Below are 25928 nucleotides of genomic sequence, written 5' to 3'. Positions count from 1 at the left end.
CGATTCTGTCGACCGCATGCCCCGATCGGGCCAGATCGCCCGGACTTGTCACCCGAATGAGTGAGGAGTCTTCGGACACATGCATTTATGCAGGTGAGCGCAGGGGGAAAGCGCCCCTGAAAGGGGCGCGGGGAACTGCGCGATCAGCCACGTACGTGCCGCGGCCGACAGATGACGCGCAGTTCCCCGGTACTGGTGGGCCCGGCGGAGCTAGCTCCGCAACACCGCCCCGGTCCGCTCGCCCGCGAGGGCCACCGCCGCGTCGCGAGCCTCGGAGGCCTCGTCGACGGTCAGGGTGCGGTCGGCGGCACGGAACCGCAACGCGTACGCCAGGGACTTCTTGCCCTCGCCGAGCTGCTCGCTGTTCTCGTAGACGTCGAACAGCCGGATGGACTCGAGGAGTTGGCCCGCGCCCTCGCGCAGCGCCGCCTCGACGTCCGCGTGGTGGACCGACTCGTCGACGACCAGGGCGACGTCCTGCGTGGCGACCGGGAATCCGGAGATCCGCGGGGCCTGCAGGGCACCGGTGCCGGCCTGCTCCAGGCGGTCGAGGTTGAGCTCCATCGCGCTGGTGCGTGCGGGCAGGTTCAGCGCCTTCAGCACACGCGGGTGCAGCTCGCCCGCGTGCCCGACGATCTGCTCCTCCCCGTCGATCAGCACGGCGAGCTCGGCGCAGCGGCCCGGGTGCCAGGGTCCGTACTGGCCCTGGCGGACGATCAGTTCGACGCCCGCCTCACCGGCGACGGTCCGCGCGGCCTGGACCGCGTCGGCCCAGTCGGCCGGGCGGCCCTTGCCCCACCAGCCCGCCTGCTCACGGGCACCGGCGAGCACCACACCCACGTGCCGGGGCTGGACGGGAAGGACGGCGGTCAGCGCCGCGATCTCCTCGTCGGTGGGACGGCGGTCGACGGGCAGCCGCACGGCGACACGCTGTTCCTCACGCGGGTGGAAGACCAGGCCGGTCTCGAACAGCGCGAGGTCGTGCGAGCCCCGGCCGTCGTTGCGGCGCAGCGCAGCGAGCAGCCCCGGCAGCAGCGACGTACGAAGGGCGGGCTCCTCGTCGGAGAGCGGGTTGACCAGCTTGACCACCCGGCGGTTCGGGTCGTCCGCCGCCAGGCCGAGCTGGTCGAAGACGCCCTCGCTGACGAACGGGTAGCTCAGCGCCTCGACATAACCGGCCCCGGCCAGGGCGCGGCCGACACGGCGGTGCAGCCGCTGGCGCTCGGTCAGGCCGCGGCCCGCGGGGGGCCTGGGCAGCGTGGAGGGCAGGTTCTCGTAGCCCTCGAGACGGATGACCTCCTCCGCGAGGTCGTTCGGCGCCGCGAGGTCCGGCCGCCAGGACGGCACGGTGACGATCAGCTCGTCCTGCCCGTAGACGTCGCAGCCGACCTGCTGGAGACGGCGTACGACGGTCTCGCGCCCGTAGTCGACACCGGCCACCTTGTCCGGGTGGTTCGCCGGAGTGGTGATGGTGTGCGGCGCGGACGGGGCGATGACCTCGGTGACTCCCGCGTCGGCGGTGCCGCCCGCGAGGAGGACCAGGAGGTCGACAGTGCGCTGGGCGGCGGCGGACGCGGCCTCGGGGTCGACGCCGCGCTCGAAGCGCTTGGACGCCTCGGAACCCAGCTTGTGACGGCGGGCGGTGCGGGCGATGGAGACCGGGTCGAAGTGCGCGGCCTCGATCACGACATCGTTGGTGGCACGCTCGGCGTCGTCATGGTCGGCGATCTCCGTGTTGGCGCCTCCCATCACGCCCGCGAGACCGATGGGACCGCGGTCGTCGGTGATCACCAGGTCCTCGGCGTCGAGGACACGCTTCGCGCCGTCGAGCGTGGTGAGCTTCTCGCCCTGCTCCGCCCGGCGCACGCCGATCGTGCCCTGGATGAGGGAGCGGTCGTACGCGTGCAGGGGCTGGCCGACCTCCAGCATCACGTAGTTCGTGACGTCGACGGCGAGCGAGATGGGGCGCATCCCGGCCTTCTGCAGCCTGCGCTGCAGCCAGATCGGGGAGCGCGCCTCGTTGGAGAGGCCCGTGACGGTGCGCGCCGTGAAGCGGTCGCAGCCGGTCGGCTCGGAGACCTGCACGGGGTAGCCGAACGCGTTCGGGGCGGGGACGTCCAGGAGCGCCGGGTCGCGCAGCGGCAGCCCGTACGCGATGGCCATCTCGCGGGCGATGCCGCGCATCGACAGGCAGTCGCCGCGGTTGGCGGTGACGGCGATGTCGAGGACCTCGTCCACGAGCTCAAGGAGCTCGATGGCGTCGGTTCCGACCTCGTGCTCGGGCGGCAGCACGATGATGCCGTGCGAACCGTCGTCGCCCATGCCCAGCTCCTCGCCGGAGCAGATCATGCCGTGCGAGGTCTTGCCGTACGTCTTGCGCGCGGCGATCGCGAAGTCGCCGGGCAGCACGGCGCCCGGGAGGACCACGACGACCTTGTCGCCGACGGCGAAGTTGCGGGCGCCACAGACGATCTCCTGCGGCTCACCCGTGCCATTGGCCTGGCCGACGTCGACGGTGCAGAAGCGGATGGGCTTCTTGAAGCCCTCCAGCTCCTCGATGGTCAGTACCTGGCCGACGACGAGGGGGCCCTTGAGACCCGCGCCGAGCTGCTCGACGGTCTCGACCTCGAGGCCTGCCGAAATGAGCTTGGCCTGGACGTCGCGCCCGGTCTCCGTCGCCGGCAGGTCGACGTACTCCCGCAGCCAAGAAAGCGGGACCCGCATCAGATCTCCATCCCGAACGGCCGGGTGAACCGGACGTCACCCTCGACCATGTCTCGCATGTCATCGACGTTGTGGCGGAACATCAGCATCCGCTCGATGCCGAACCCGAAGGCGAATCCGCTGTACTTCTCGGGGTCGACGCCCGCGGCGACCAGCACGCGGGGGTTGACCATCCCGCAGCCGCCGAGCTCGATCCAGCCCTCGGAGGAGCAGGTGCGGCAGGGCCGGTCGGGGTTGCCGACGGACTCGCCGCGGCAGACGTAGCACACCATGTCCATCTCGGCGGACGGCTCGGTGAACGGGAAGAAGTTCGGGCGCAGCCGGGTCTTCATGTCCGGGCCGAAGAGCGCCTGGACCATGTGGTCGAGGGTGCCCTTGAGGTCGGCCATGGTCAGGCCCTCGTCGATGGCGAGCAGCTCGACCTGCATGAAGACGGGGGTGTGCGTGGCGTCCAGCTCGTCGGAGCGGTAGACGCGGCCCGGGCAGATCACGTAGACGGGCGGCTCGCGGTCGAGCATCGAGCGGATCTGCACCGGCGAGGTGTGGGTCCGCAGGACGATGTTCGACTCCTCTTCGTGGCCCTTGGGGCCCTGCACGAAGAAGGTGTCCTGCATACCGCGCGCCGGGTGGTCCGGGCCGATGTTCAGGGCGTCGAAGTTGAACCACTCGGCCTCGACCTCGGGGCCCTCGGCGACCTCGTAGCCCATGGCCACGAAGACGTCCTCGATGCGCTCCGAAAGCGTGGTCAGCGGGTGCCGGGCGCCGGCCGGTACGCGGTCGTACGGCAGTGTGACGTCCACCGCCTCCTCGACCAGCACACGGGCGTCGCGATCGGCCTCCAGCTCGGCCTGGCGGGTGGCGAGGGCCTTGTTCACCGCGCCGCGGGCCTGGCCGACGAGCTTGCCGGCGGCGGCCTTGGCGTGCGGGGGCAGGGCGCCGATCTCGCGGTTGGCGAGGGCCAGCGGGGAGGTGCCGCCGGTGTGGGCGACCTTGGCCTCCTGGAGCGCGTCGAGGTCACCGGCGGCCGCGAAGGCGGCGAGCGCCTCGTCCCGCATGCGCTCGATCTCTTCCGGTTTCAAGGCCTCGACCTCTACTGGGTCGTACGACTTATTCGGTGCCGACATCTCTTCCCGTGCTTCCGGTTGGCTGGCGGATGGTCCCCGTCCCGACTCGGGGGACGCCTTGTCCCTGAAACGGGGACGCAAAGGTGCCAAAGGCCGAGTCTAACGGGGGTGAGGTGGGTGAATGCGCCCGTGGGGCCTCTTCGGCGTCAGAGCAGATACGCCGGGGTGCCCACGGGCAACGTAAATCGGAACTCGGCGCCGCCGCCGGGGGCGCGGCCGACCGTGATGGTGCCGCCGTGGGCCTCGACGATGCCCTTGACGATGTAGAGCCCGAGGCCCGTCCCGCCGCGCTTGCTGCCCCGCCAGAAGCGGGTGAAGACGCGGTTCATGGACTCCTCCGGGATGCCGGTGCCCTCGTCGCTCACGGTGACCGACGTCGCGGCGTTCGCCGCGTCTTCCCGGTCCTCCCGCTCTCGCGGGGACGCCGAGGGCGTGACCTCGATGGTGACGGTTCCCTCGCCGTGGCGCACCGCATTTTCGATCAGGTTGCTGAGCACCTGGTCGACCTTGTCGGGGTCGGCCCACAGGGCGGGCAGCGGATGCTCGATGCGCACCAGGAAGCGGTCGGCCGACTGGCCGGAGGCGACGTAGGCCTGGATGTGGCGGCCGACGGCGGCGCCCATGTCGACGGGCTGGCGGCGCACTTCGAGCCGGCCGGAGTCGATCCGTGAGATGTCGAGGAGCTCGGCGATGAGCCGGGTGACCCGGTCGGCGTCGGCGTCGACGGTCTCCAGCATGAGTTTCTTCTGGTCGTCGGTGAAGCGTTCCCACTTGGCCAGCAGGGTGGCCGTGAAGCCCTTGACGGAGGTGAGCGGCGAGCGCAGTTCATGGGCGACGGTGGCGATCAGCTCGGCGTGGCTGCGCTCGGTGCGGCGACGGGCCTCGGTGTCCCGCAGGGAGACGACGACACGGCGGATGGGCCCGGTGGGGTGCGTGCGCACGTACCTCGCGGAGACGAGCACCTCGCGCCCGCCGGGAAGCAGCAGATTCCGCTCGGGCTGTCCGACACGGATGGCGAGACCGCCGTACGGGTCGGTCAGCTGCCACCACCTGCGGCCCTCCAGGTCCTCCAACGGGAGGGCCCATTCGAGCGGGCGTCCGAGGGCGTCGGCGGCGGACACGGCCGCGATGCGGGCGGCGGCGGCGTTGAAGCAGATCACGCGGCCGCGCTCGTCGGCCACGACCAGTCCGTCGGGGAGGTCGTCGGGGTCGATGCCGAGACCGGATCCGGGGCCTGCTGCCAGTTCGGCTCCCGGTTCGGCTTCCCGGTCGGCTCCGAGTTCGGCGGCGTCACCGCGCCGGGACGCGGGCGTACCGCGCACGTCCCGTGCTCGCGGCGCTTTCTGCGCACCGCTCGTGCCGACACTCATCCCCGTACCCCACCTCTCGTCCGGCAGTGGGCCCCGAGCAGGTCACCCTACTAGCTCTGGGTGACGGAACGGCACCCTCCGGAGGCGCGCTGTGCACGCGCGGACGCGTAGAGACATACGGCTGCGGCGGTGGCGAGGTTCAGGCTTTCGGCCTTTCCGTGGATAGGAACGCGCACAACGGCATCCGCCAGCGCGCGCGTCTCCTCCGGAAGCCCCCATGCCTCGTTCCCGAACACCCAGGCGGTCGGCCCGCCCATCGTCCCCTTGTCCAGCTCGTCGTCGAGGTCGTCCTCCCCGGCGCCGTCCGCGGCCAGGATCCGCACACCGGCGTCCTTGAGCCCCTGCACGGCCCGCTCGACGGGCACACCGACGGCGACGGGCAGATGGAACAAGGAGCCCACCGAGGCCCGTACGGCCTTGGGGTTGTAGAGATCCACGGACGCGTCGGTGAGTACGACGGCCTCGGCACCCGCGGCATCGGCGCACCGCAGCACGGTGCCGGCGTTCCCGGGGTCGCGTACGTGCGCGAGTACGGCGACGAGCTTGGGCCGCGCCCCGAGGATCTCCTCGAAGGGCGTGTCCAGGAAGCGGCAGATGCCGACAAGGCCCTGCGGTGTGACGGTCGTCGAGATGTCGGCGATCACGTCCTCGGCGGCGAAGTGCACCCGTGCGCCGGCGTCCAGGGCGTCCCCGACGATGTCGGCGTACCGCTCCCCTGCCTCGACCGTCGCGAACAGCTCGACGAGGGTGGCGGTCCCGCCGGGGCGGTGCGCCGCCGCCTCCCGCACGGCCTGCGGCCCCTCCGCGAGGAACAGCTGCTCCTTGCCGCGGAAGTTCCGCCTGCCGAGCCGCCGGGCGGCGGAGACGCGGGGCGACTTGGGGGAGATCAGTTCAGGGGCGGCAACCATGCGACTCACCTTTGGGGAGGGGGACCTCAGGGGCGCGGGGAACTGCGCGAGCAACCCACCACCACCGGCAGACGGAGGACAACGTACGGCGACAGACGCAACCGGACCCGTAGGCCGGGGGCCTACGGGTCCGGTTGACCGGCTTGACGCACGGCTCAGGCGGCAGCCTTGGGCGCGTTGACGTCCGACGGCAGCGCCTTCTGGGCGACCTCGACGAGCGCGGCGAACGCGTTGGCGTCGTTGACGGCCAGCTCCGCGAGGATCTTACGGTCGACCTCGATGTTGGCCGCGTTCAGACCCTGGATGAAGCGGTTGTAGGTGATGCCGTTGGCGCGGGCAGCGGCGTTGATGCGCTGGATCCACAGCCGACGGAAGTCGCCCTTGCGCTTCTTGCGGTCGTTGTAGTTGTAGACCAGGGAGTGGGTGACCTGCTCCTTGGCCTTGCGGTACAGGCGCGAACGCTGACCGCGGTAGCCCTTGGCGGCCTCGAGGATCGCCCGGCGCTTCTTGTGGGCGTTGACTGCCCGCTTGACGCGTGCCACTTGTTAACTCCTTGTAGCGGGGCCGTGGTTGGACTCACACGGCCCGAAATCGATGGGGTCCCGGTCCTGGCGTACGGCGCGCGACGATCGAATGATCAGGCGCCGGTACGTCACTTGCCGAGAAGCTTCTTGATCTTCTTGGCGTCGCCCGGGGCCATCTCGGCGTTGCCGGTGAGGCGACGCGTCACTCGGGACGACTTGTGCTCGAGCAGGTGGCGCTTGCCGGCGCGCTCACGGAGCACCTTGCCGGAGCCGGTGATCTTGAAGCGCTTGCTGGCACCGCTGTGCGACTTGTTCTTCGGCATAGCGCCGTTCTCTCCTCGTCAGTGGCGTTCCGGTGCCCGGTCGTGAAACCGGGCACGGTGGAACGTCATATGTATCGGTTGACATCCCTGGACTGGTGTCCCTGGACTCCCCAGACTCTCGTCCTGGGCTCCCGGGGCCTTCACCCTGGGATCAGGCCTCGGCGGATGCCTCGGCCGGAGCCTCGACGGTCTCGGCGTCGACGTCGTCCACCTCGGGAAGGTCGTCGCCCGTGTGATTCTGCGACTTGCCCGGGTTGGCCTTCGCTTCCGCCTTGCGAGCCGCCTGGGCCTCACGGGCCTCGGCCATCGCCTCGGTCTTCTTCTTGTGCGGACCGAGAACCATGATCATGTTTCGGCCGTCCTGCTTCGGGTTCGACTCGATGAACCCGAGGTCCTCGACGTCCGTTGCCAGACGCTGCAGCAGTCGGTAGCCGAGCTCCGGCCTGGACTGCTCGCGACCACGGAACATGATCGTGATCTTGACCTTGTCGCCCTGCTTGAGGAACCGGACGACGTGACCCTTTTTGGTGTCGTAGTCGTGCGGGTCGATCTTCGGCCGGAGCTTCATTTCCTTGATGACCGTGTGCGCCTGGTTCTTGCGCGCCTCACGGGCCTTCATGGCCGACTCGTACTTGAACTTCCCGTAGTCCATGAGCTTGCAGACGGGCGGACGAGCGCTCGCCGCCACCTCGACCAGGTCGAGGTCGTACTCCTGCGCAAGCTCCAGGGCCTTGGCAAGCGGAACAATCCCGACCTGCTCGCCGCTGGGACCGACAAGTCGCACCTCGGGAACGCGAATCCGGTCGTTGATGCGGGGCTCGGTGCTGATGGATCCTCCTCGGTAGCACCACACGGCGGTCTGGCGGACAGCCGTGTATGTCTCTGATGACATTTGGACCAACCGACGCGGGGCATGAAAAATGCCCCGGACGGGACACAGGCGGGGCTCCATGGATTACCGGAGCACCGCCGCGGTGATCCGCGGGGCGCACTTCGGGCGACTCCATCGTCCGTACGGAACGATGGTGACCGCCTGACCGGGTGACCCGCCGTCCCGGAGGACAGTCAGGTGGGAGATCGGAGCCTCCACTTGTGGGCCGGGCACGCTACATGTTTCTTGGCGCGTCCGACCGGTCGTTACACAAGGTTAGCAGCTTGGACCGGGAAGGGCTAACCGAGGCCCATTGGGGACGGTATCCGCCAGGCACCTATCGTGTGGGGCATGAGTGACACCCCTCCCCAGACGCCCGACTACGACGCCATGACCCGCGACATCGCCGAGGTCCCCGCGGTCGAGGTGATCGTAACCGTCGCCGTCAACCTGATGAGCGCCGCCGCAGTGAAGCTCGGTCTGACCGAGGAGGGAGACAAGCACAAGGACCTCGACGAGGCCCGCAAGCTGGTGCACGCGCTGGCCGGGCTGCTCGACGCGAGCACGACCGAGATCAGCTCCTTCCACGCGGCCCCGCTGCGCGACGGCCTCAAGTCGCTCCAGCTGGCGTTCCGCGAGGCGTCGATCGTCCCCGACGAGCCGGGCCAGGGCCCCGGCGAGAAGTACACGGGCCCGGTCTACGGCTGACCCCTCTTACCGTCGTACGTACAAGGGCTCGCCCGGCGGCGTCGCCCCGGCCGGCAGGATTGCCAGGTCGAGGCCGCGCACCAGGCGGGCCCTGAGTGTCTCGTCGGCCGCCAGCCGTTCGGCGATCGCGCGGGCGGCCTCGGCCGGGACCGCGGACGGGTCCAGTACGAGGGCCAGCGTGCCGTCCGCCTGCCCCGGGCCGAGATGTGCGCTGAGCACGGCGGACTCGGCGGCGACGGCCGCGCGTACGGCTCCGGTCACGGCCGGGTCGGCGAGGGGATCCGTGTTCGTACGCCCTTCGGCGAGCGCGAGCAGCGCGGGTCCTGTCAGTTCGTACGGCACCGGACCCGCCAGGTCGAGGACGACGGTGTCGGCCTTCTCGTGCGCGGCGGCCTGCAGGGCCTGGTGCAGGGGTACGGCGACGGGGCGGGCCTCGGGATCCCAGCGGGCCAGTGACTCGGTGGACGTGAAGGCGGGCAGTGCGGTGCGGTTGCCGGCCTTCAGGGTCGGCACGGCCATGTCGCTGGTCTTCTCGTGGCGCAGTCCGTTCGCGTCCTCCTCCACCTCACCGAGTACGGCGACGACGGGTACGAGCAGCCGGGCGCCCTTGAGCGCCTCCAGGACCGGCCCGACCGCGGTGCGGTCCTCGGCCCAGGCGGTGAGCGCCGCGCTCAGCCGGGGATCGGCGGAGCCGTCGTCGTCGGAGAAGCCGGAGTCGGGAATGTTCTTGTTCGCCACGGTCCCCGACCCTATCGGGGGGATGCTGCTGGGCTTGTGCGGCCCCGGAAACCTTGACTTGACGGGACTCATGGGATTCTCATCCATCCATGACGCACATTTCACAAGCGTCTAACCACGGACACAGGCCAGGCGCCCAGCATCGCGGGATGGACCGTCACAGAGCAAGCCGACGCCGTGCCCGCCCGTCCGGGCGCAGGCCCCTCGTGTACGTCGCGGTGGCCTCCGTCGTCCTCGTGTGCGGTACGGCGGCCGGGGCCGTATATGTGAAGGCCCAGGCGGACGACGGCCCGGACCTCGTAGCGTCGTCCTCTGCGCCCTCGGCGTCGCCGAGCGTCAGCGAGGAGGCAACGGTGGAACCCGTCACAGCGCCCGCGATCGACCGCGACGCGCTGCTCGCCGAGGCGATGAAGTCCGTCACGGTCCAGGACGGCGCCAAGGTGTCGGTGGCGGTCCTCGACGTCGACTCCGACGAGAGCGCCTCGTACGGCGAGGGGGCCTTCGACACGGCGAGCATCGTCAAGGTCGACATCCTGGCCACGCTGCTGCTCCAGGCGCAGGACGGGGACCGGGAGTTGACGGCGACGCAGAAGGCGAACGCCACCCTGATGATCGAGAACAGCGACAACACGGCCGCGACCGCCCTGTGGAACGCGATCGGGCAGTCGGACGGCCTCGACACCGCGAACAAGAGCTTCGGGCTGACGGAGACGGCGGGCGGCGACGGCGAGCTGTGGGGGCTGACGCAGACCACGGCGGCCGATCAACTGACCCTGTTGCAGCAGGTGTTCGGGGACGACTCGAAGCTCAGCGAGACCTCACGGACGTACCTTCAGGGGCTCATGAGTGAGATAGCCGTCGATCAGCAATGGGGTGTGTCGGCCGCGGCGGGCGGTTCCGAGTGGGCCCTGAAGAACGGGTGGCTGCCGCGCAGCACGACCGGGCTGTGGGACATCAACAGCATCGGGCGGGTCACCGTCGACGGCCACGACTACCTGATCGCCGTGCTGTCGAAGGGCACCACGACCAAGACGACGGGGATCACGCTGGTCGAGGGGGCGGCGAAGGCGGCGGTTTCGGCCTTCCAGGACACGACCACCGACAAGGTCACAGCCGCGGCCACGGCCACCGACTAGTTCGTACGGCGGTAGTTCGTACGGCGGCTTGTCAGAAGCCGTCGTGTTCGTGCTCGCGTGGGCCCCTGCGGCCCCGCCACAGGACGACCGCCGCGGCCAGCAGGACCACGCCGAGGCCGCCGGCGAGCGGCCCCGCCCAGCCGACGGTGTCCGTGTCGTCCTCGGGGGTGTCCGGGCCCGATCCGAAGTACTCCTGGCCGTACGCCGCCTGCAGCCCCTCGGGCTCGATCTTGCCGCCCTCCTTGATGGCCGCCGCGGGGTCGACGAAGCCGTAGCCGCGGGAGTCGTCGCGACCGCCGGTGGGGGAGTTGCGGGCCGTGTCCTCCAGGAGCTGCTTGATCTGGGCCGGGGACAGGCCCGGGTGGGCCGCCTTGATGAGGGCGACCGCGCCGGAGACGAACGCGGAGGCGGCGCTCGTGCCCCAGCCTTCGTAGTACTGCTCGTCCGGGTCCGCGATGACGACGTCGACGCCGGGGGCGCTGACGGTGGCGTACCAGCGGCGGGTGGAGAACGAGGCGCGGGTGCCGTTGTCGTCGACGGCGGTCGCGGCGATCACGCCCGGGTAGGCCGCCGGGTAGGAGATGTGGTCGCCCTTCTCGCCGCCGTTGCCGGCCGAGGCGACGACTACGGCGCCCTTCTTCAGGGCGTACTGGACGGCTTCGTCCTCGGCGGGTTCGGGGTGGGCGGACGCCGAGTCGTCGCCCAGGGAGAGGTTGATGACGTCGGCGCCGTGGTCGGCGGCCCAGCGGATGCCCTCGGCGAGGGCGTTGCCGCGGGTGTTGCGGGCCTTCGTACGGGAGGAGTCGCCGTCTTCGAGGATGACCCGGACGGGGAGGATCTTGGCCTCGGGGGCTATGCCCATGACGCCGTCGGCATCGTCGTAGCCGTGTCCGTGGCCGGCGATGATCCCCGCCATGGCGGTCCCGTGCCGGGCCCACGCCCGGTCGCCGCGGGTCGCTCCGAAGCCGACCATGTCCTTGCCGGTGAGGACGTTGCCCTCCAGGTCCGGGTGCTGGTCGTCGACGCCGGTGTCGAGGACGGCGACCGTGATCCCCGCACCCTTGGTGGTCCGCCAGGCCTCCTGGGTGTGCATGGCGTCGAGGGCCCACTGCTGGGCGCGTATGCCGTCGGCGTGCGCGGCGGTGGAGGGGATCAGGGCGAGGGAGGCTGCCAGCAGGACGCTCAGGACGCCGGCCCTGCGGGTCATGACGGTCCTGCGGGTCATGACGGCTTCTCCGTGGCCGAGGTGACGGTCTTGCGGAAGCCGCGCTCGACGCGGTCGGCGAGGCCCTGGGCGTCGTGGCCGAGGCCGGCCTGCGCCGGGGCCGTGGTCGCGCCGGACTTCATGGCGTCCTGGGCGGGCTGCGGGTCGGTGACGGCACGGCCGTCGGCGAAGCCGGAGACGGCGTAGACGACGACGGGGGCGTCGGTGAGGACCGACACCGTCCAGGAGGCGCGCTGCTCGTCGCCGAAGCCGGCCGCGACGGTGCCCTCGGCGGCGTACGGGCGGGGCATCAGGTCGGTGCGGCGGTCCAGGCCCTCTTTCTGGAAGCGGGCCTTGAGGGAGGTCATCGCCGTGGCGTCCGCCTTGGTGAACAGCAGGCCGACGGTGGTGACAAGGCTCCGGGTCGCGTCCGTGTACGTGGCGCGCAGCAGCCGCAGGCAGCCCACCGGTGCGAGGGCCTTGCGCAGGAGGGGGTCGAAGGCGTTCGCGCAGCCGGTGTCCGGGGCGACGGCCACCCGCGTCCAGGTGCGGTCGGCGCCGCCGGGTCCCGCGCCCTCGCCCTGCACGGTGGGCGGGAAGAGCTGGTCCACGGGCACGCTGTGCCAGAGCTCCCCGGCCGCCGCGAACTCGCTCCGCGCGTCGGTGCCGGCCGAGCTGTCCCCGGTCAGCCAACTCCCGGTCACCGCGCCGCCGATGAGGCCGAGCCCCAGCACGACGCAGGCCGCGGCTGCCAGGGTCCTGGGCCGGGTGCGTCCGCCGCGGGGGCGTACGCGCACGGAGTCGTCGTACGTCTCCGGCCGGCCGAAGGACACGAACGGGCGCTCCACGGCCGGGGTTTCGGACGGGGGTGCGGGGGCCGGGGGTGGTGCGGGTGCCTCGGCCGGGATGGGCCGCAGCCGCCTGGTCGTCTCCGCGGCGCTCTCCGCGGGCACGGTGGTACGCCGGTCACCGGGCGCCGGGGGCGCGTCGGGGAACCGTGCGGAGGCCGCCGGCGGGGGCGGGGGCACCGGGCCGGGGAAGCGCGGGGTCTCCTCCTCGCGGCGCGGGGCCGCACCGGGCGACTGTGCCGGGGCACGCGTCGCGTCCGGAGTCGGCGCCTCCGCATCGTTGGAGAAATCGAAGAAGTCGAACGAGCGGGGCGGCGACGGTACGCGGGGAGCGCGCCCGGCACCCGACGACCGGGGGCCGTGGTCGCCCTCTCGGGGCTGCGATCCGCGCTGGGGCGGGGCCGACCCGACGCCGTTCCCCGCCGGGGGCGGGCCCATCGGTCGGGGCGGCCGAGCCGACGAGACGCCGCCCGCCGGAGGCACCTGCGGGCTGGCCGGCCGCGACGGGGCTTCGCCCGGCCGCGGGGGCACGGGACGGCGCCCGGGCATCGGGGGCCGTCCCGATACCGGGCTCTGAGTACGGGACGGCGGCAGGGCCTCGCCGGTCGCGGCGGTCCCGCCTGACGGAGGAACCGCGCCCGGCGCAGGGCCCCGTTCCGCCATGGAGGGGCGGCCCGACGAGGGCTGGGCGGACGAGGGCCTGCTCGGCGACGAGGGCTGGGGCGACGACGGCCGTCCCGGCGTCGAAAACTGATCCGGCGTCGAATGCCGTCCCTGGGACGAGGGCTGGGCCGGAGGACGCAGCCGGTCCGAAGGGGATGCCTGGTCGGGCGTCGGCAGCTGTCCGGCCGCCGGCGCCTGAGCCGGGGGCGGCACATGGCCCGGCCCCGAAGACTGGGCCGGGGTCCGCGGCCAGTCCGAAGACGACGGCTGATCCGGCGACGGCAGCTGTCCGGACGTCGGAGGCTGGGGCGGGGGCGGCACATGGCCCGACTTCGAAGACTGGGCCGGAGTTCGCAGCCAGTCCGAAGACGACGGCTGATCCGGCGTCGACAGCTGTCCGGACGTCGGAGGCTGGGCCGGGGGCGGCACATGGCCCGGCCCCGGTGGCTGGGGCGGGGTTTGCGAGGCGTCCGGGGACGGCGGTTGGTTCGGGTGGGGCGGGGTTGCCGGGCGGGGTGGGGCCGGTGGGCGTGGGGGAATTGAGGCGCGGCGCGCTTCCGTGCTCATGCACCCCCCCGTTTCCTCGTACCCGGGCCGTCGGCTCGCCTCGGAGCTCTTCCGGGACCTTGCAGCTGTCGCGGGCGGGGAGGGCGTCCGTTCGGGTCGCCCGCCACGGGCACGCATACCCGCGCCGGGGGGCCGTCACCCCGGGCGCACCCCGCCCGGGCAAGGTCGTTCCTCCCTGCGTGCGCGTCACTCTACGGGTTGACGCAGGCTTGGCGGGAACCAGTCCGCAGGCCCGGGGCATCTGCCCGGATCGTCCCCCTACCCTGCGGTAATCCTGTCTGGCAGGCTTCGGTCATGACTGCCCGCGCCGCAGACCGGGCCCGCTACGACCGGGCCACCACTCACCTCGACGCCCCTGTCGCGATCGTGGATCTGGAGGCCTTCGACGCGAACGCGGACGATCTCGTCCGCAGGGCCGGCGGCAAGCCGGTCCGTGTCGCCAGCAAATCCGTCCGCTGCCGCGCCCTGCTCGAACGCGTCCTGGCCCGGGACGGCTTCGCGGGGATCATGTCCTTCACCCTCGCCGAGTCGATCTGGCTGGCCCGCTCCGGCTTCGACGACATCCTGCTCGCCTACCCGTCCGCCGACACCAAGGGCTTCGCCGAGCTGGCCTCCGACCCCAAGCTCGCCGCCGCCGTGACCGTGATGGTCGACGACCCCGCCCAGCTCCACTTCATCGACGAGGCACGCCAGGGCGGCACCGAAGTCGTGCGCGTCTGCCTGGAGTTGGACACCTCCCTCCAGCTGCTCGGCGGACGGGTCCGGGTCGGCGCCCTGCGCTCACCGCTCCGCTCCCCCGCCCAGCTCGCCGAGATGGCCCGCGCGGTGACCCGGCGGCCCGGGTTCAAGCTCGTGGGGATCATGGCGTACGAGGGTCACATCGCCGGTGTCGGAGACGCGGTCGACGGGCGCCCCTTCCGTTCGCGTGCCGTCCGCCTGATGCAGGCCACCGCCCGCAAGGAGCTCGTCCAGCGGCGCGCCGAAGTCGTCCGGGCCGTACGGGCAGTGGAGCCGGACCTCGAGTTCGTCAACGGCGGCGGAACGGGCAGCGTGCAGCACACGGCGGCCGAGGACGCGGTGACGGAGATCGCGGCGGGGTCGGGACTGTACGTGCCGCGGCTCTTCGACAACTACACCTCGTTCAGCGGGCGTCCGGCCGCGCTGTTCGCCCAGCCCGTCGTCCGCCGGCCGGGCGTCGGGATCGTGACGGTGCTGGGCGGCGGCTATCCGGCGTCGGGCGCCCCGGGTCCCGACCGGCTGCCCGTGCCCTACCTCCCGGAGGGGCTGAAGTACGACCCCCAGGAGGGTCCGGGCGAGGTGCAGACCCCGCTGATCGGCGCCCCCGCGGACGATCTGCTCATCGGCGACAAGGTGTGGTTCCGGCACGCCAAGGCCGGGGAGCTGTGCGAGCGGTTCGACACGCTCCATCTGGTGGCCGGCGACTCGGTGACGGCGTCCGTCCCGACGTACCGCGGGGAGGGGCACACCTTCCTCTGACGCCCGCGGCGCCTACCGGGATGTGCCGATGCTGCTGCCCACACCCCCACCGGTGTCCGCGTCGCCCACCGGCCGGATCCCCCTGGTGATCCTGTCCATGTCGGACAGCGGCGGCCCGTCCTCGCCCGCGTCGAAGGCGAACCGGACGATGACCAGCGCCTGGGAACCCGTGCTGGACGGAAACGCCAGCGACTGGACGTAACCCCCGGGCCCCGCCTCGGTCTTGACCCGCCAGCGCACGAGGTACCCGGCGCGCCCGGCGACGGCGACCGGGCCCGCTTTCACCTGCTGATGCGAGTCGATGCCGTTGTAGGGGCGCCGGTTGACGAGGTCACGGTCGTACGCGCTGTCCGCCGCGTCCTCGATGTCCTGCTTGGCGAGGACCTCCGGGGACTTCTCGTCGTTCCCGGTGACCGTGCGCGAGACGACCCGGCCGCGGCGGCACAGACCGGGGTCGCCGGGGCAGTCGTACGTGCCCGGAGTCGTCATCACGACATCGTCCTCGACGACGTTCTCCGGTCTCGCCCAGCCGTCGGGCAACGGGAGCGTGATGCCGTTGAGTTCGTCGACGACGACCGCCGGATCGTCGGCATCCGGTTCGTCGGACGGTGGCTCGGAGGTGGTCACCGAGGGTTCCGGGGTGGTCGGCGTGGTGTTCACCGCGGCGTCGACCGTGTCGTCGTTCCGGGCGAGGATCACGGCGCCGGTGACGATCGAGGTGACCAGGACGGCTCCGGCGACGACGAGGGCGACGGCCTTGGCGCGGCCGGAGTTCGCTTGTGGGAACTCCGGCCGCGCCGAGGGCTCTTGCGGTATCTCGGGCTCGCGCCGGTGGTCGGTCCACGCGGTCCCGTCCCACCAGCGCTCGACGTGCGGGTACGACGGGTCGCGGTACCAGCCGGGCGGAGGCGTGCTGCTCATCCCGGCACTCTAGAACCCCGCTACAGCGGCGTGACGTACGCGCCCGAGATTCCGCCGTCCACCAGGAAGTCGCTGGCGTTGACGAACGAGGAGTCGTCGCTGGCGAGGAAGGCGACCGCCGCGGCGATCTCGTCCGCCTCCGCGAACCGGCCGACGGGGATGTGCACGAGGCGGCGTGCGGCCCGCTCGGGGTCCTTGGCGAACAGCTCGCGCAGCAGCGGGGTGTTGACCGGTCCGGGGCAGAGGGCGTTGACCCGGATGCCCTCCCTCGCGAACTGCACGCCCAGTTCACGGGACATGGCCAGCACACCGCCCTTGGAGGCCGTGTACGAGATCTGCGAGGTCGCCGCGCCCATCCGGGCCACGAAGGACGCCGTGTTGATGATGGAGCCCTTGCCCTGGCGCCGCATGTAGGGGATCGCGGCCTTGCAGCACAGGTAGACGGAGGTGAGGTTGACGTCCTGGACGCGCTTCCAGGCCTCCAGGCCGGTTTCCAGGATGGAGTCGTCGTCGGGCGGCGAGATACCCGCGTTGTTGAAGGCGATGTCGACGGAGCCATAGGTGTCGTACGCCGTTTTGAAGAGCGCCTCGACCTGCTCGGGGTCGGTGACGTCGACCTTGACGAAGATCCCGCCGACCTCCTCGGCGGCCGCCTTGCCGCCCGTCTCGTCGATGTCGCCGCAGACGACATGGGCACCCTCGGAGGCGAGCCGGCGCGCGGTGGCGAGGCCGATGCCGCTGCCGGCGCCGGTGATGACGGCGGCACGGCCGACGAGGCGGCGGCAGATGATGTCCGGGGTCGATGCGGTCACTGTGCGGGGCCCTCCGTACTGATGAAGACGTTCTTGGTTTCGGTGAAGGCGGTGAGGGCGTCCGGGCCGAGCTCGCGGCCGATGCCCGACTGCTTGAAGCCGCCGAAGGGGGTCCAGTAGCGGACGCTGGAGTGGGAGTTGACGGACAGGTTCCCGGCGCGGACAGCCCCCGAGACGCGCAGGGCGCGGCCCACGTCACGGGTCCAGATGGAGCCGGAGAGGCCGTACTCGGTGGCGTTGGCGAGCCGGATGGCGTCCGCCTCGTCCTCGAAGGGGAGGACGACGGCGACCGGGCCGAAGACCTCCTCGACGGCCACGCGCGCGTGGGGCTCGACGTCGGTGAGGACGGTGGGCGGGAACCAGAAGCCCGGACCCTCGGGGGCCTTGCCGTGGATACCTGGCGCGTCGGCGGCGACGTACGAACGCACGCGTTCCAGCTGGACCCTGGAGATCAGCGGGCCCATCTGGGTCCGCTCGTCGGAGGGATCGCCGACGACGACGGACTCGACGGCGGGGGCGAGGAGTTCGAGGAAGCGGTCGTACGCGGAGCGCTGGACGAGGATGCGGGTGCGGGCGCAGCAGTCCTGGCCGGAGTTGTCGAGGAAGGCCATGGGAGCCGCAGCGGCGGCGGCCTCGATGTCGGCGTCGGCGAAGACGATGTTCGGGCTCTTGCCGCCGAGTTCGAGGGTGACGCGCTTGAGGTGGGCCGAGCCCTTCGCCAACACCTGTTTGCCGACCGCCGTTGAGCCGGTGAAGACGATCTTCGCGACGCCGGGGTGCTCGACGAGCGCGTTGCCCGCGACGGGACCCGCGCCCGGGAGCACCTGGAAGAGGTCCTCGGGAAGACCGGCCTCCAGGGCGAGTTCGGCCAGGCGCAGGGCGGTGAGTGGTGTCGTCTCGGCCGGCTTGAGGATGACCGCGTTGCCGGCTGCGAGCGCCGGAGCGGTGCCCCACGCGGCGATCGGCAGGGGGAAGTTCCAGGGGGCGATGATCCCGACGACGCCGAGCGGTTCGAGGATCGTGATGTCCAGGCCGCCGGCGACCGGGATCTGGCGGCCGGTGAGGCGTTCCACTCCCCCGGCCGCGTAGTCGAGCAGATCACGGACGTTGCTCACTTCCCAGCGGGCGTTGCCGATCACGTGTCCGGCCTCGCGGACCTCCAACAGGGCGAGTTCTTCCAGGTGTTCGTCGACAACGACGGCGAAGCGCCGCAGCAGCCGGGCGCGCTCCCCGGGTGCGAGGGCGGCCCACCTGGCCTGTGCCTTTCCCGCCCGTACGACGGCGGCGTCGACGTCCTGCGGGGTGGCGCCCGGGACGGTGGCGATGACCTCCTCGGTCGCCGGGTTGAGGACGTCCAGTTCGTACAGGTGCGACAACTTCGGCCTCACAGACGTTCGAAGGAGCGGCGCAGCTCCCAGTCGGTCACCGCGGCGTCGAAGGCGTTCAGTTCGACGCGCGCCATGTTGCGGTAGTGCGCGACCACCTCGTCGCCGAAGGCGGCCCGGGCGACGGGGCTGTTCTCCCAGAGCTCGGCGGCCTCGCGCAGGGTGGTCGGGACGTGCTCGTACCCGGCGGTGTACGCGTTGCCCGCGCACGCCTCAGGCAGCTCCAGCTTCTGCTCGATGCCGTGCAGACCGGCCGCGACGAGTCCGGCGACGGCCAGGTGCGGGTTGACGTCACCGCCGGGGAGCCGGTTCTCGAAGCGCATCGAGCGGCCGTGGCCGACGACGCGGAGGGCGCAGGTGCGGTTGTCGTAACCCCAGGCGACGGCGGTCGGAGCGAAGGAGCCCGGCTGGAACCGCTTGTAGGAGTTGATGTTCGGGGCGTAGAGGAGCGAGAAGTCGCGGAGCGCGGCGAGCTGCCCGGCGAGGAAGTGCCGCATGATCTCCGACATGCCCCCGGGGCCGTCCCCGGCCATGACGTTGCTGCCGTCCTTGTCGGCGAGCGAGAGGTGGATGTGGCAGGAGTTGCCCTCGCGCTCGTTGTACTTCGCCATGAAGGTGAGCGAGACGCCCTCCTGGGAGGCGATCTCCTTGGCGCCGGTCTTGTAGATGGCGTGCTGGTCGCAGGTGACGAGGGCCTCGTCGTACTTGAAGGCGATCTCGTGCTGGCCGGGGTTGCACTCGCCCTTGGCGGACTCGACGACGAGGCCCGCGGCCTGCATGTCGTTGCGGATGCGGCGCAGCAGGGGCTCGATGCGGCCGGTGCCGAGGACCGAGTAGTCGATGTTGTACTGGTTGGCCGGGGTCAGGCCCTTGTAGTGGGCGTCCCAGGCCTGCTCGTAGGTGTCCTTGAAGACGATGAACTCGAGTTCCGTGCCGACCTGCGCGGTGAGGCCGAGCTCGGCGAGGCGGTCGAGCTGGCGGCGCAGGATCTGGCGGGGCGCGGCCACCACCGGGGAGCCGTCGTTCCAGGCGAGGTCGGCGATGAGCAGGGCCGTACCCTCGTTCCAGGGCACCCGGCGCAGCGTGCTCAGGTCGGGGTGCATGGCGAAGTCGCCGTATCCCCGCTCCCAGGAGGACATCTCGTACCCGTCGACCGTGTTCATCTCGGTGTCGACGGCGAGGAGGTAGTTGCAGCCCTCCGTACCGTGTTCGAGGACCTCGTCGAGGAAGAAGCGCGCGGCGAACCGCTTGCCCTGGAGCCGGCCCTGCATGTCGGGGAAGGCCAGGACGACGGTGTCGATCTCGCCGCCCGCGACGAGGGCGTGCAACTCCTCGACGGTCAGCGGGGGTGTGCGGTCTGCCACCGGAAAAGCCTCCTTGGGTCAGCCGAGAGTCATAAGGTATTGCTGAGAACCATTGCTTGGGAAGGGGGCACGACCAGATGACGCAGGCGGGTCCTGAGGGCGCTCCGGGCGGCGTGGGCGGCGGTCCGGCGGGCCTGGACGACCGGCTCACGCCGGTGCTGCGGCCGGTGCGGGCGGGCAACGGTTTCGAGGAGGCGCTGGAGCAGATCCTCCAGGTGGTCCGGCTCGGCCTGGTGCCGGGCGGCGAACGGCTGCCCGCCGAGCGGGAGTTGGCGGAACGGCTCGGGATCAGCCGGGTGACGCTGCGCGAGGTGCTGAAGGTGCTGCAGGACCAGGGTCTGGTGGAGTCGCGGCGCGGCCGGTACGGCGGCACGTTCGTGCTGCCGAGGGCCGACGCGCCCGGCGAGCACGAGCTGCGGCGCCGGTTCGCCGAGGTCGACATCGAGGACGTACTGCGCTTCCGTGAGGTCCTCGAGGTGGGCGCGGCGGGCCTGTGCGCGGCCCACGGCCTCGACGACGAGCAGGCCGACCGGCTGCGCGAGGCGCTCGCCCGCACGCACGACGCTCCGCTGGCCGACTACCGCCGCCTGGACACCATGCTCCACCTCACCCTCGCCGAACTGTGCGGCTCCCCCTCGCTCACCGCCCAGTACGCGGCCGTACGCGCCTCCGTGAACGACCTCCTCGACTGCATCCCGCTCCTCGTACGCAACCTGGAGCACTCCCAGCGGCAGCACATCGCGCTGGTCGAGGCGGTGCTCGACGGGGACGCGGACGGGGCGCGGGAGATGATGCGGGAGCACTGCGCGGGGACGGCGGCGCTGCTGCGGGGGTTCCTGACGTGAGGCCGCGGGAAAGGTATCGGGACGTTCCATTGAGCTCGAAGGAGGCGGCGTGGACAGGCCGTTGATCGGTGTGAGTACCTATCTGGAGTCCAAGGCGCGCTGGGGCGTCTGGGAGCTGGAGGCGGCGTTGCTGCCGGTGGGCTATCCGCGGCTGGCGCAGCGGGCCGGCGGGCTCGCCGTGATGCTGCCGCCGGACGATCCGGCGTACGCGGCGGAGGCCGTCGCCCGTCTCGACGCGGTGGTCGTCGCGGGCGGGCCGGACGTCGATCCCGCGCGCTACGCCGCCGAGCGCTCCCCACGCACCGGGCCGCCCGCGCCGGAGCGCGACGCCTGGGAACTCGCCCTGATCGAAGCCGCGTTGGCCTCCGGCACCCCGCTCCTCGGCATCTGCCGGGGCATGCAGCTGCTGAACGTCGCCCTCGGCGGCACGCTCGTCCAGCACCTCGACGGGCATGTGAAGGACATCGGGGTGTTCGGGCGCCATGACGTGACCCCGGTGCCCGGGAGTCTGTACGCCGGTGTCGCGCCGGAACCGACCGCCGTACCGACCTATCACCACCAGGCGGTGGACCGTCTCGGCGCCGGCCTGCTGCCCTCGGCACACGCCCTGGACGGCACGGTGGAGGCCATCGAACTTCTCGGGCCCGCCTGGGTGTTGGGCGTGCAGTGGCACCCGGAGATGGGTGAGGACCTGCGGGTCATGCGGGCGTTGGTCCAAGCCGCCTCCTGAGCCATTCCAGGGCCGCGTCGCCCTGGGCGCGCTGGAAGGGGCGCAGGGTCGGCAGGCCCGGGGGCGGCGGCTGCCGGGAGTGCTGGACGAAGAAGCCGGCGAGGCCCGCAAGGGTGGCCGTGACGCCGGCCGGGTCGGCGTCCCTGCCCAGCGGGTGGGCGGTGAACAACTCCTCCGGGTCCGGGCCGCCCTGGGCACGGACGCACGGCAGCATCACCAGCAGGTCGAACCAGGGCGCGGCCCTCATGGCGTGCGGCCAGTCGACGAAGACCACGCGCCGGTCCTCCGTGAGGAGCAGGTTGTCCGCACGGAGATCGCTGTGCGCGAGGGTGTCGCCCGCGGCGAAGTCACCCCAGGGGGCGGAGAGTTCGGCCAGCTCGCGCAGATGACCCGCGGTCCACGGGTCGAGGCCTTCACCGGTGTCGCCCTCGTCGGTCATGTGCTGCCAGCCGCGGAAGGAGTCCGCCATCGCTTCCGTCACCGGTGGTGCGTCCACCGGTGACGGGGTGAGGCTGCGGCTCAGCTCGCCCACTGCGTCGAGGACCAGCCTTAACTCGGGCTCACGCCAAGGGACGTGTGGCTGGCGTCCCTCCACGTCCTCGAAGACCAGGGCTACCCAGGTGCCGTCGTCGTAGCTCCCGAGGAGGCGGGGGGCGGGGGTGCCGGGTGGCAGCGCGGCGGCGTTTCTCGCCTCCCTGCGGTGGAGTGCGGGGCTGTGGGGGTTCGTGTCGGCGCTGACCGCCTTCACGAACGCGCGGTGGCCGTTCGCCGTGGTGACTCGGGCGGCTACGCCGGGTGAGAAGCCGCCGTACTGGGTGACGGCCTCGGTCACCTTGGCGCCGAGCACCTGCGCGACTGCCTCGCGGACGGGGTGGGGGAGGTCTCCCCACGGGGTGCGGACGCCTGCGGCGGGCGGGGCGGTCGGGGTCATGTCCCGCATGGTGCGGGGGGCGAATCGGGTTGCGCCAGCGGTTTTTCGCCCCCTCCGCCCCTACCCATTCCCGTCCCTTGGGGGCTCCGCCCCCAAACCCCCGCTCCTCAAACGCCGGAGGGGCTGAAGATTTCCCCGGCCGGCGCTAGAAGTCTTATAGCCCGTCCGGCGTTTGAGGACGAGGCCGTCCAGGCCGAAGCGGGGGTCTGGGGGCGGCAGCCCCCAGAAGCAAGGGACGGGCAGGGGCGGAGGGGGCGAAAAACCACCCCCCTCACACCCCCCGCGTCAGCGACAACAAATCCCGCGCAGGCCCCGTAGGCCGATGCCCCGTCGGCCACACCGCCCGCAGGGACCGCCGCAGTTGGACGTCGGACAGCGGAATGCTCACCAGCCGGTGAGCGGAGAGCTCCTCGCCGAGGGCCAGTTCGCTGAGGACCGCAGGCCCCGCACCGCTGACGACCGAGGCCTTGACCGCCGTCGTGGAGGACAGCTCGATGAGAGGCCGGGCAAGGCCGCCGAGGGCCGTGTCGAGGACCTGCCGGGTGCCCGACCCCTCCTCACGGAGGATGAGCGGCGTGGACGCCAACTCCGCTGCGGACAGAGGCGACCGACGACGCGCCCACGGATGACTCGGCGCCGTCACCACGATCAGCCGGTCATGGGCGATGACCGCGGAGTCGAGGCCGGCAGGCACGGACAGACCCTCGACGAAGCCGACATCGGCCTCGCCCGCGAGAAGGCGTTCGGCGACGGCCGCCGAGTTCCCGGCGAGGAGGGACACCGCAGTGTCCGGCCGCTGCGCGCGGAGCGCGATAAGCCACCCCGGCAGGAGGTACTCGGCGATCGTCATGCTCGCCGCGACCCGCAGCCGCGAGTCACGACGGTCCCGCAGCGCCTGCGCCCCCGCATCGAACGCCTCGGCCGCCTCCACCACCCGCCGCGCCCAGTCCGTGACGAGCGCCCCCGCGTCCGTGAGGCGAGACCCGCGCGGTGAGCGGTCGACGAGGGCCACGCCGAGTTGGCGTTCCATCGAGCGGATCCGGCCGCTGGCCGCGGGCTGTGTGATTCCCAGTTCGCGCGCGGCCCGCCCGAGACTCCCCAGCCGGGCCACCCCGAGCAACAACTCCATCGCCCCCAGGTCCGGCACCCGGTGCGCGATTCCCGTCCGCTCCTCAGCACTGCCACTCATAAACCCAGCTTATGCCCTCATAGAACGGTGCTCCCTGGTGGGGATCGCGCGGCGGCGGGACGGTGGAGACATGGTCACCGCAGTCCAGCACGTCACGCCGTTCCCCAAGGCCGGAACCCCACGCGCCACCACCCTCCGGCACCTCGGCCCGAACTGGTACGCCTCGGTGATGGGCACCGCGATCGTGGCCACGGCGGGCGCCGGACTCCCCGGTGCCGTGCCGGGCCTGCGGACCCTGTGCGCCACCGTCTGGGCGCTGTCGCTCGCGATGCTCGTGGCCCTGCTCGCCGCCCGGACCCTGCACTGGACGCACCACAGCGACCAGGCCCGCGCCGGCCTCCTCGACCCGGCGACGGCCCCGTTCTACGGCTGCCTGTCGATGGCCCTCCTTGCCGTGGGCGGCGGCGCCCTGGTCGTGGGCCAGGACTGGATCGGCACGGAGGCGGCGGTCGCGCTGGACGCCGTCCTGTTCAGCGCCGGTACGGTCGTCGGTCTCACCTGCGCGGTGGCCGTCCCGTACCTCATGGTGGTCCGGCACCGTATCGAGCCCGGTCAGGCGAGCCCCGTATGGCTGCTTCCCGTCGTGGCACCGATGGTGTCCGCGGCCCTCGGCCCCCTGCTCGTCCCCCATCTCCCGGCAGGGCAGGCGCAGGAGACGCTGCTCCTCGGCTGCTTCGCGCTGTTCGGGCTGAGCCTGCTGGCCACCTCGCTGATGCTGCCGATGATCTTCGCCAGGCTCGTCACCGGCGGCCCGCTCCCGCTCGCCCTCACTCCGGCCCTGTTCCTCGTGCTGGGCCCGCTGGGGCAGTCCACGACCGCGGTCGGCAAGTTCGCGGACTTCGCGCCCGGCGTGGTGCCCGCACCGTACGACCAGGGTTTCGGCACTCTCGCCGTCCTCTACGGCGTCCCCGTGATGGGCTTCGCGCTGCTCTGGCTCGCCCTCGCCACCGCGATGGTGCTGCGCGCCCGCCGCCGGGGCATGGGCTTCTCGATGACGTGGTGGGCGTTCACCTTCCCGGTGGGGACCTGTGTCACCGGCGCGGAGGGGCTGGCCCGGCACACCGGTCTCGTCGCCTTCGACGGGCTCGCCATCGCGCTGTACGTCCTGCTCGTGGTCGCCTGGTCGGTGGCCGCCGTCCGCACCGCCCGCGGCCTGGTCAGCGGCGAGCTGCTCGCAGCGCCTCGGCCAGCAGCCGCGGCGCCTGCGCCAACGAGGGCCCGTACCAGGTGAGCAGACGTCCGTCGACGAGCGCGCAGGGCACTCCCTCGAACGCCTCGGGTCCGTCCTCGGCGGTGAAGCGGTACGGCTCGTCGGGCAGGACCACGAGGTCGGGGCCCGCCGCCCTGAGCTCGGGCAGCGGGATGCGCGGATAGCGGTCCTCGTGGTGCGCGTACAGGTTGTCCACGCCCAGCCGGGCCAGTACGTCCCCGGCGAAGGTGTCCCGGCCGAGCACCATCCAGGGCCGCCGCCAGATGGGCACGACGGCGGTCGTACGACGGTCTGGAACCACTGGCTCCGCCCACGCCTCCTCCGCCTCGTCCAGCCAGCGCGGCCGGTCCGAAGCCCCGCAGGCCCGCAGCACCCGCTCCAGTTCACGGAAGGCCCCCGGCACGTCCCGTACCTCGGTGACCAGGACCTCGATGCCCGCCGCGCGCAGGGCGGTCAGGTCGGGGGCGCGGTTCTCCTCCTCGTTGGCGACGACCAGGTCGGGGGCGAGCCGCACGATGCCCTCGACGTCGGGGTTCTTGGTGCCGCCGATCCGGACGACGTCGAGGTCCGCCGGATGGCTGCACCAGTCCGTGGCGCCGACCAGGGCTCCGGGCAGGGAGAGGGCCACGGCCTCGGTGAGCGAGGGCACCAGCGACACCACGCGAGGGGCGTCAGCGCCTGCCAACGTTGTGGCGGTCCTCCACCGCGTCGATGTGGTCGGCGACCTCGACCACGATCACCCGGGTGTCCGGCACGGTCGCCCGCCACCGGTGCCGCACGCCGCCCGTCAGATACATCGTGTCGCCGCGCCCGAGGCGATGGGCGCGGCCCTCCGCCTCGACCTCGACGGCGCCGTCGACGACGTACATCAACTTGTCGTTGCGGAGCTGGAGTTCGCGCCCCTCGTCGTGGTCGCCGGTGAACTCGGTGGCGTGCAGCTGGTGGTGACCGCGCACCAGGGGGCGCACTCGCGCCTCGGGGGCGTACTCGGCGCTGTCGGCGCGCACGACGTCGACGCTGCACGCCGGGTCGGCCGCGGCGAGCAGCTCGACGGCGGTGGTGCCGAGCGCGTCGGCGACTCTCTCCAGGGAGCTCTTGCTGGGCCGGGCCCGCTCGTTCTCGACCTGGCTGAGAAAGGGGACCGACAGGCCGCTGCGCTCGGCCACGACGGCGAGGGTGAGATCCAGTGCACGGCGGCGCCGCCGTACTGCCGCGCCCACCCGAAGGGGCTGTTCTTTGTGGTCGCCCATCGCTCCGGCTCCCTCCCTTGAATCGTCGGTCCGCCGCTACTACGGCTACTGCTTCGGGCCACTGCTTCTGATGAGTTGTTTGCACC

The 25928-nt window shown here is 71.8% G+C and carries 24 protein-coding genes; 6 read left to right on the top strand and 18 right to left on the bottom strand.

The annotated features are described in order from the left end of the window. Positions 1–210 precede the first annotated feature (210 nt). The 7 genes from pheT to infC all read right to left on the bottom strand — a co-directional run bounded on the left by pheT (position 211) and on the right by infC (position 7826). Complete coding sequence (gene pheT, locus OG266_RS36565; RefSeq protein WP_371550977.1) at positions 211–2724, bottom strand: phenylalanine--tRNA ligase subunit beta; 2514 nt, start codon at positions 2722–2724, stop codon at positions 211–213. Then, positions 2724–3848 carry a phenylalanine--tRNA ligase subunit alpha gene (pheS, locus tag OG266_RS36560; RefSeq protein ID WP_326724266.1) on the bottom strand — a complete coding sequence of 375 codons (1125 nt, stop codon included), beginning with the start codon at positions 3846–3848 and terminating at the stop codon, positions 2724–2726. Before pheS ends, pheT begins: the two co-directional genes overlap by 1 nt. Positions 3849–3994: 146 nt before the next feature. After that, on the bottom strand, positions 3995–5218 hold the full coding sequence (locus OG266_RS36555) for an ATP-binding protein (RefSeq protein WP_371550975.1): 1224 nt from the start codon (positions 5216–5218) through the stop codon (positions 3995–3997). A gap of 50 nt (positions 5219–5268) precedes the next feature. After that, positions 5269–6126 carry an RNA methyltransferase gene (locus OG266_RS36550; RefSeq protein WP_266467203.1) on the bottom strand — a complete coding sequence of 286 codons (858 nt, stop codon included), beginning with the start codon at positions 6124–6126 and terminating at the stop codon, positions 5269–5271. Positions 6127–6281: 155 nt separating this feature from the next. Further along, entirely contained in the window at positions 6282–6668 is a 387-nt protein-coding gene (gene rplT, locus OG266_RS36545) for a 50S ribosomal protein L20 (RefSeq protein WP_266467200.1), read from the bottom strand. 110 nt (positions 6669–6778) lie between these two features. Next, the gene (rpmI, locus tag OG266_RS36540; RefSeq protein ID WP_019065473.1) at positions 6779–6973 is read right to left on the bottom strand and encodes a 50S ribosomal protein L35; all 195 of its coding nucleotides are present in this window, start codon (positions 6971–6973) and stop codon (positions 6779–6781) included. Positions 6974–7124: 151 nt separating this feature from the next. Continuing rightward, positions 7125–7826 (bottom strand): translation initiation factor IF-3, encoded by a 702-nt coding sequence (gene infC / locus OG266_RS36535; protein ID WP_371553084.1) that lies wholly within the window; start codon positions 7824–7826, stop codon positions 7125–7127. Positions 7827–8195: 369 nt separating this feature from the next. On the opposite strand from infC, the gene OG266_RS36530 reads away from it, so the two are divergent. After that, positions 8196–8552 (top strand): DUF1844 domain-containing protein, encoded by a 357-nt coding sequence (locus OG266_RS36530; RefSeq protein ID WP_266467197.1) that lies wholly within the window; start codon positions 8196–8198, stop codon positions 8550–8552. Between the two features lie 6 nt (positions 8553–8558). Here the strand turns inward: OG266_RS36530 and OG266_RS36525 are convergent, their stop codons facing one another. Continuing rightward, entirely contained in the window at positions 8559–9290 is a 732-nt protein-coding gene (locus OG266_RS36525; protein ID WP_329548690.1) for an SseB family protein, read from the bottom strand. Between the two features lie 149 nt (positions 9291–9439). Here OG266_RS36525 and OG266_RS36520 point away from each other — a divergent pair, with 149 nt between their 5' ends. Beyond that, entirely contained in the window at positions 9440–10426 is a 987-nt protein-coding gene (locus OG266_RS36520) for a serine hydrolase (protein ID WP_371550973.1), read from the top strand. Between the two features lie 31 nt (positions 10427–10457). Here the strand turns inward: OG266_RS36520 and mycP are convergent, their stop codons facing one another. Together mycP and OG266_RS36510 are read right to left on the bottom strand one after the other, a co-directional pair. Next, positions 10458–11651, bottom strand: a complete 1194-nt coding sequence (gene mycP, locus OG266_RS36515) for a type VII secretion-associated serine protease mycosin (protein ID WP_371550972.1) — start codon at positions 11649–11651, stop codon at positions 10458–10460. Further along, complete coding sequence (locus tag OG266_RS36510; RefSeq protein WP_371550970.1) at positions 11648–12583, bottom strand: hypothetical protein; 936 nt, start codon at positions 12581–12583, stop codon at positions 11648–11650. Before OG266_RS36510 ends, mycP begins: the two co-directional genes overlap by 4 nt. 1419 nt (positions 12584–14002) lie before the next feature. Here OG266_RS36510 and OG266_RS36505 point away from each other — a divergent pair. After that, positions 14003–15205 carry an amino acid deaminase/aldolase gene (locus OG266_RS36505; protein WP_329548685.1) on the top strand — a complete coding sequence of 401 codons (1203 nt, stop codon included), beginning with the start codon at positions 14003–14005 and terminating at the stop codon, positions 15203–15205. Between the two features lie 12 nt (positions 15206–15217). On the opposite strand, the gene OG266_RS36500 is transcribed toward OG266_RS36505, so the two are convergent. The 4 genes from OG266_RS36500 to OG266_RS36485 are packed head-to-tail and all read right to left on the bottom strand — an operon-like array spanning position 15218 to position 19687. Continuing rightward, the gene (locus tag OG266_RS36500; protein WP_371550968.1) at positions 15218–16126 is read right to left on the bottom strand and encodes a DUF2510 domain-containing protein; all 909 of its coding nucleotides are present in this window, start codon (positions 16124–16126) and stop codon (positions 15218–15220) included. Positions 16127–16146: 20 nt separating this feature from the next. Next, entirely contained in the window at positions 16147–16938 is a 792-nt protein-coding gene (locus OG266_RS36495; protein WP_371550966.1) for a 3-oxoacyl-ACP reductase, read from the bottom strand. Further along, the gene (locus tag OG266_RS36490; protein ID WP_371550964.1) at positions 16935–18314 is read right to left on the bottom strand and encodes an aldehyde dehydrogenase; all 1380 of its coding nucleotides are present in this window, start codon (positions 18312–18314) and stop codon (positions 16935–16937) included. The genes OG266_RS36495 and OG266_RS36490 overlap by 4 nt, the downstream gene beginning before the upstream one ends. Before the next feature lie 8 nt (positions 18315–18322). Continuing rightward, the gene (locus OG266_RS36485; protein WP_371550962.1) at positions 18323–19687 is read right to left on the bottom strand and encodes a glutamine synthetase family protein; all 1365 of its coding nucleotides are present in this window, start codon (positions 19685–19687) and stop codon (positions 18323–18325) included. Positions 19688–19764: 77 nt separating this feature from the next. Here OG266_RS36485 and OG266_RS36480 point away from each other — a divergent pair, with 77 nt between their 5' ends. Beyond that, the gene (locus tag OG266_RS36480; protein WP_266467153.1) at positions 19765–20532 is read left to right on the top strand and encodes a FadR/GntR family transcriptional regulator; all 768 of its coding nucleotides are present in this window, start codon (positions 19765–19767) and stop codon (positions 20530–20532) included. A 49-nt stretch (positions 20533–20581) separates the two neighbouring features. Further along, positions 20582–21262 (top strand): gamma-glutamyl-gamma-aminobutyrate hydrolase family protein, encoded by a 681-nt coding sequence (locus tag OG266_RS36475; RefSeq protein WP_371550960.1) that lies wholly within the window; start codon positions 20582–20584, stop codon positions 21260–21262. Here OG266_RS36475 and OG266_RS36470 read toward each other — a convergent pair. Beyond that, a complete protein-coding gene (locus tag OG266_RS36470; RefSeq protein WP_371550958.1) occupies positions 21231–22193 on the bottom strand; it encodes a phosphotransferase in 963 nt (320 codons plus the stop codon). The two genes, OG266_RS36475 and OG266_RS36470, sit on opposite strands and share 32 nt — an antisense overlap. Before the next feature lie 271 nt (positions 22194–22464). Further along, positions 22465–23382, bottom strand: coding sequence for a LysR family transcriptional regulator (locus OG266_RS36465; protein ID WP_266467145.1), 918 nt, complete (start codon positions 23380–23382; stop codon positions 22465–22467). A 70-nt stretch (positions 23383–23452) separates the two neighbouring features. Between OG266_RS36465 and OG266_RS36460 the strand changes: the two genes are divergently transcribed. After that, positions 23453–24613, top strand: a complete 1161-nt coding sequence (locus OG266_RS36460; RefSeq protein ID WP_371550956.1) for a TDT family transporter — start codon at positions 23453–23455, stop codon at positions 24611–24613. On the opposite strand, the gene OG266_RS36455 is transcribed toward OG266_RS36460, so the two are convergent. Together OG266_RS36455 and OG266_RS36450 are read right to left on the bottom strand one after the other, a co-directional pair. Continuing rightward, the gene (locus OG266_RS36455; RefSeq protein ID WP_371550954.1) at positions 24540–25277 is read right to left on the bottom strand and encodes a helical backbone metal receptor; all 738 of its coding nucleotides are present in this window, start codon (positions 25275–25277) and stop codon (positions 24540–24542) included. The genes OG266_RS36460 and OG266_RS36455 overlap by 74 nt on opposite strands. Further along, on the bottom strand, positions 25264–25842 hold the full coding sequence (locus tag OG266_RS36450; RefSeq protein ID WP_266467137.1) for an XRE family transcriptional regulator: 579 nt from the start codon (positions 25840–25842) through the stop codon (positions 25264–25266). The genes OG266_RS36455 and OG266_RS36450 overlap by 14 nt, the downstream gene beginning before the upstream one ends. Positions 25843–25928: the final 86 nt, after the last annotated feature.

Source organism: Streptomyces sp. NBC_00554, from assembly GCF_041431135.1.
Classification (GTDB): Bacteria; Actinomycetota; Actinomycetes; order Streptomycetales; family Streptomycetaceae; genus Streptomyces.
This window is presented reverse-complemented; position numbering and strand designations above follow the sequence as displayed.

Bases quoted from the DNA above. Each gene is read 5' to 3' on its own strand.
- pheT (WP_371550977.1), bottom strand. From the start codon at position 2,724: ATGCGGGTCCCGCTTTCTTGGCTGCGGGAGTACGTCGACCTGCCGGCG.
- pheS (WP_326724266.1), bottom strand. From the start codon at position 3,848: ATGTCGGCACCGAATAAGTCGTACGACCCAGTAGAGGTCGAGGCCTTG.
- OG266_RS36555 (WP_371550975.1), bottom strand. From the start codon at position 5,218: ATGAGTGTCGGCACGAGCGGTGCGCAGAAAGCGCCGCGAGCACGGGAC.
- OG266_RS36550 (WP_266467203.1), bottom strand. From the start codon at position 6,126: ATGGTTGCCGCCCCTGAACTGATCTCCCCCAAGTCGCCCCGCGTCTCC.
- rpmI (WP_019065473.1), bottom strand. From the start codon at position 6,973: ATGCCGAAGAACAAGTCGCACAGCGGTGCCAGCAAGCGCTTCAAGATC.
- OG266_RS36530 (WP_266467197.1), top strand. From the start codon at position 8,196: ATGAGTGACACCCCTCCCCAGACGCCCGACTACGACGCCATGACCCGC.
- OG266_RS36520 (WP_371550973.1), top strand. From the start codon at position 9,440: ATGGACCGTCACAGAGCAAGCCGACGCCGTGCCCGCCCGTCCGGGCGC.
- mycP (WP_371550972.1), bottom strand. From the start codon at position 11,651: ATGACCCGCAGGACCGTCATGACCCGCAGGGCCGGCGTCCTGAGCGTC.
- OG266_RS36505 (WP_329548685.1), top strand. From the start codon at position 14,003: ATGACTGCCCGCGCCGCAGACCGGGCCCGCTACGACCGGGCCACCACT.
- OG266_RS36500 (WP_371550968.1), bottom strand. From the start codon at position 16,126: ATGAGCAGCACGCCTCCGCCCGGCTGGTACCGCGACCCGTCGTACCCG.
- OG266_RS36480 (WP_266467153.1), top strand. From the start codon at position 19,765: ATGACGCAGGCGGGTCCTGAGGGCGCTCCGGGCGGCGTGGGCGGCGGT.
- OG266_RS36470 (WP_371550958.1), bottom strand. From the start codon at position 22,193: ATGACCCCGACCGCCCCGCCCGCCGCAGGCGTCCGCACCCCGTGGGGA.
- OG266_RS36465 (WP_266467145.1), bottom strand. From the start codon at position 23,382: ATGAGTGGCAGTGCTGAGGAGCGGACGGGAATCGCGCACCGGGTGCCG.
- OG266_RS36460 (WP_371550956.1), top strand. From the start codon at position 23,453: ATGGTCACCGCAGTCCAGCACGTCACGCCGTTCCCCAAGGCCGGAACC.
- OG266_RS36450 (WP_266467137.1), bottom strand. From the start codon at position 25,842: ATGGGCGACCACAAAGAACAGCCCCTTCGGGTGGGCGCGGCAGTACGG.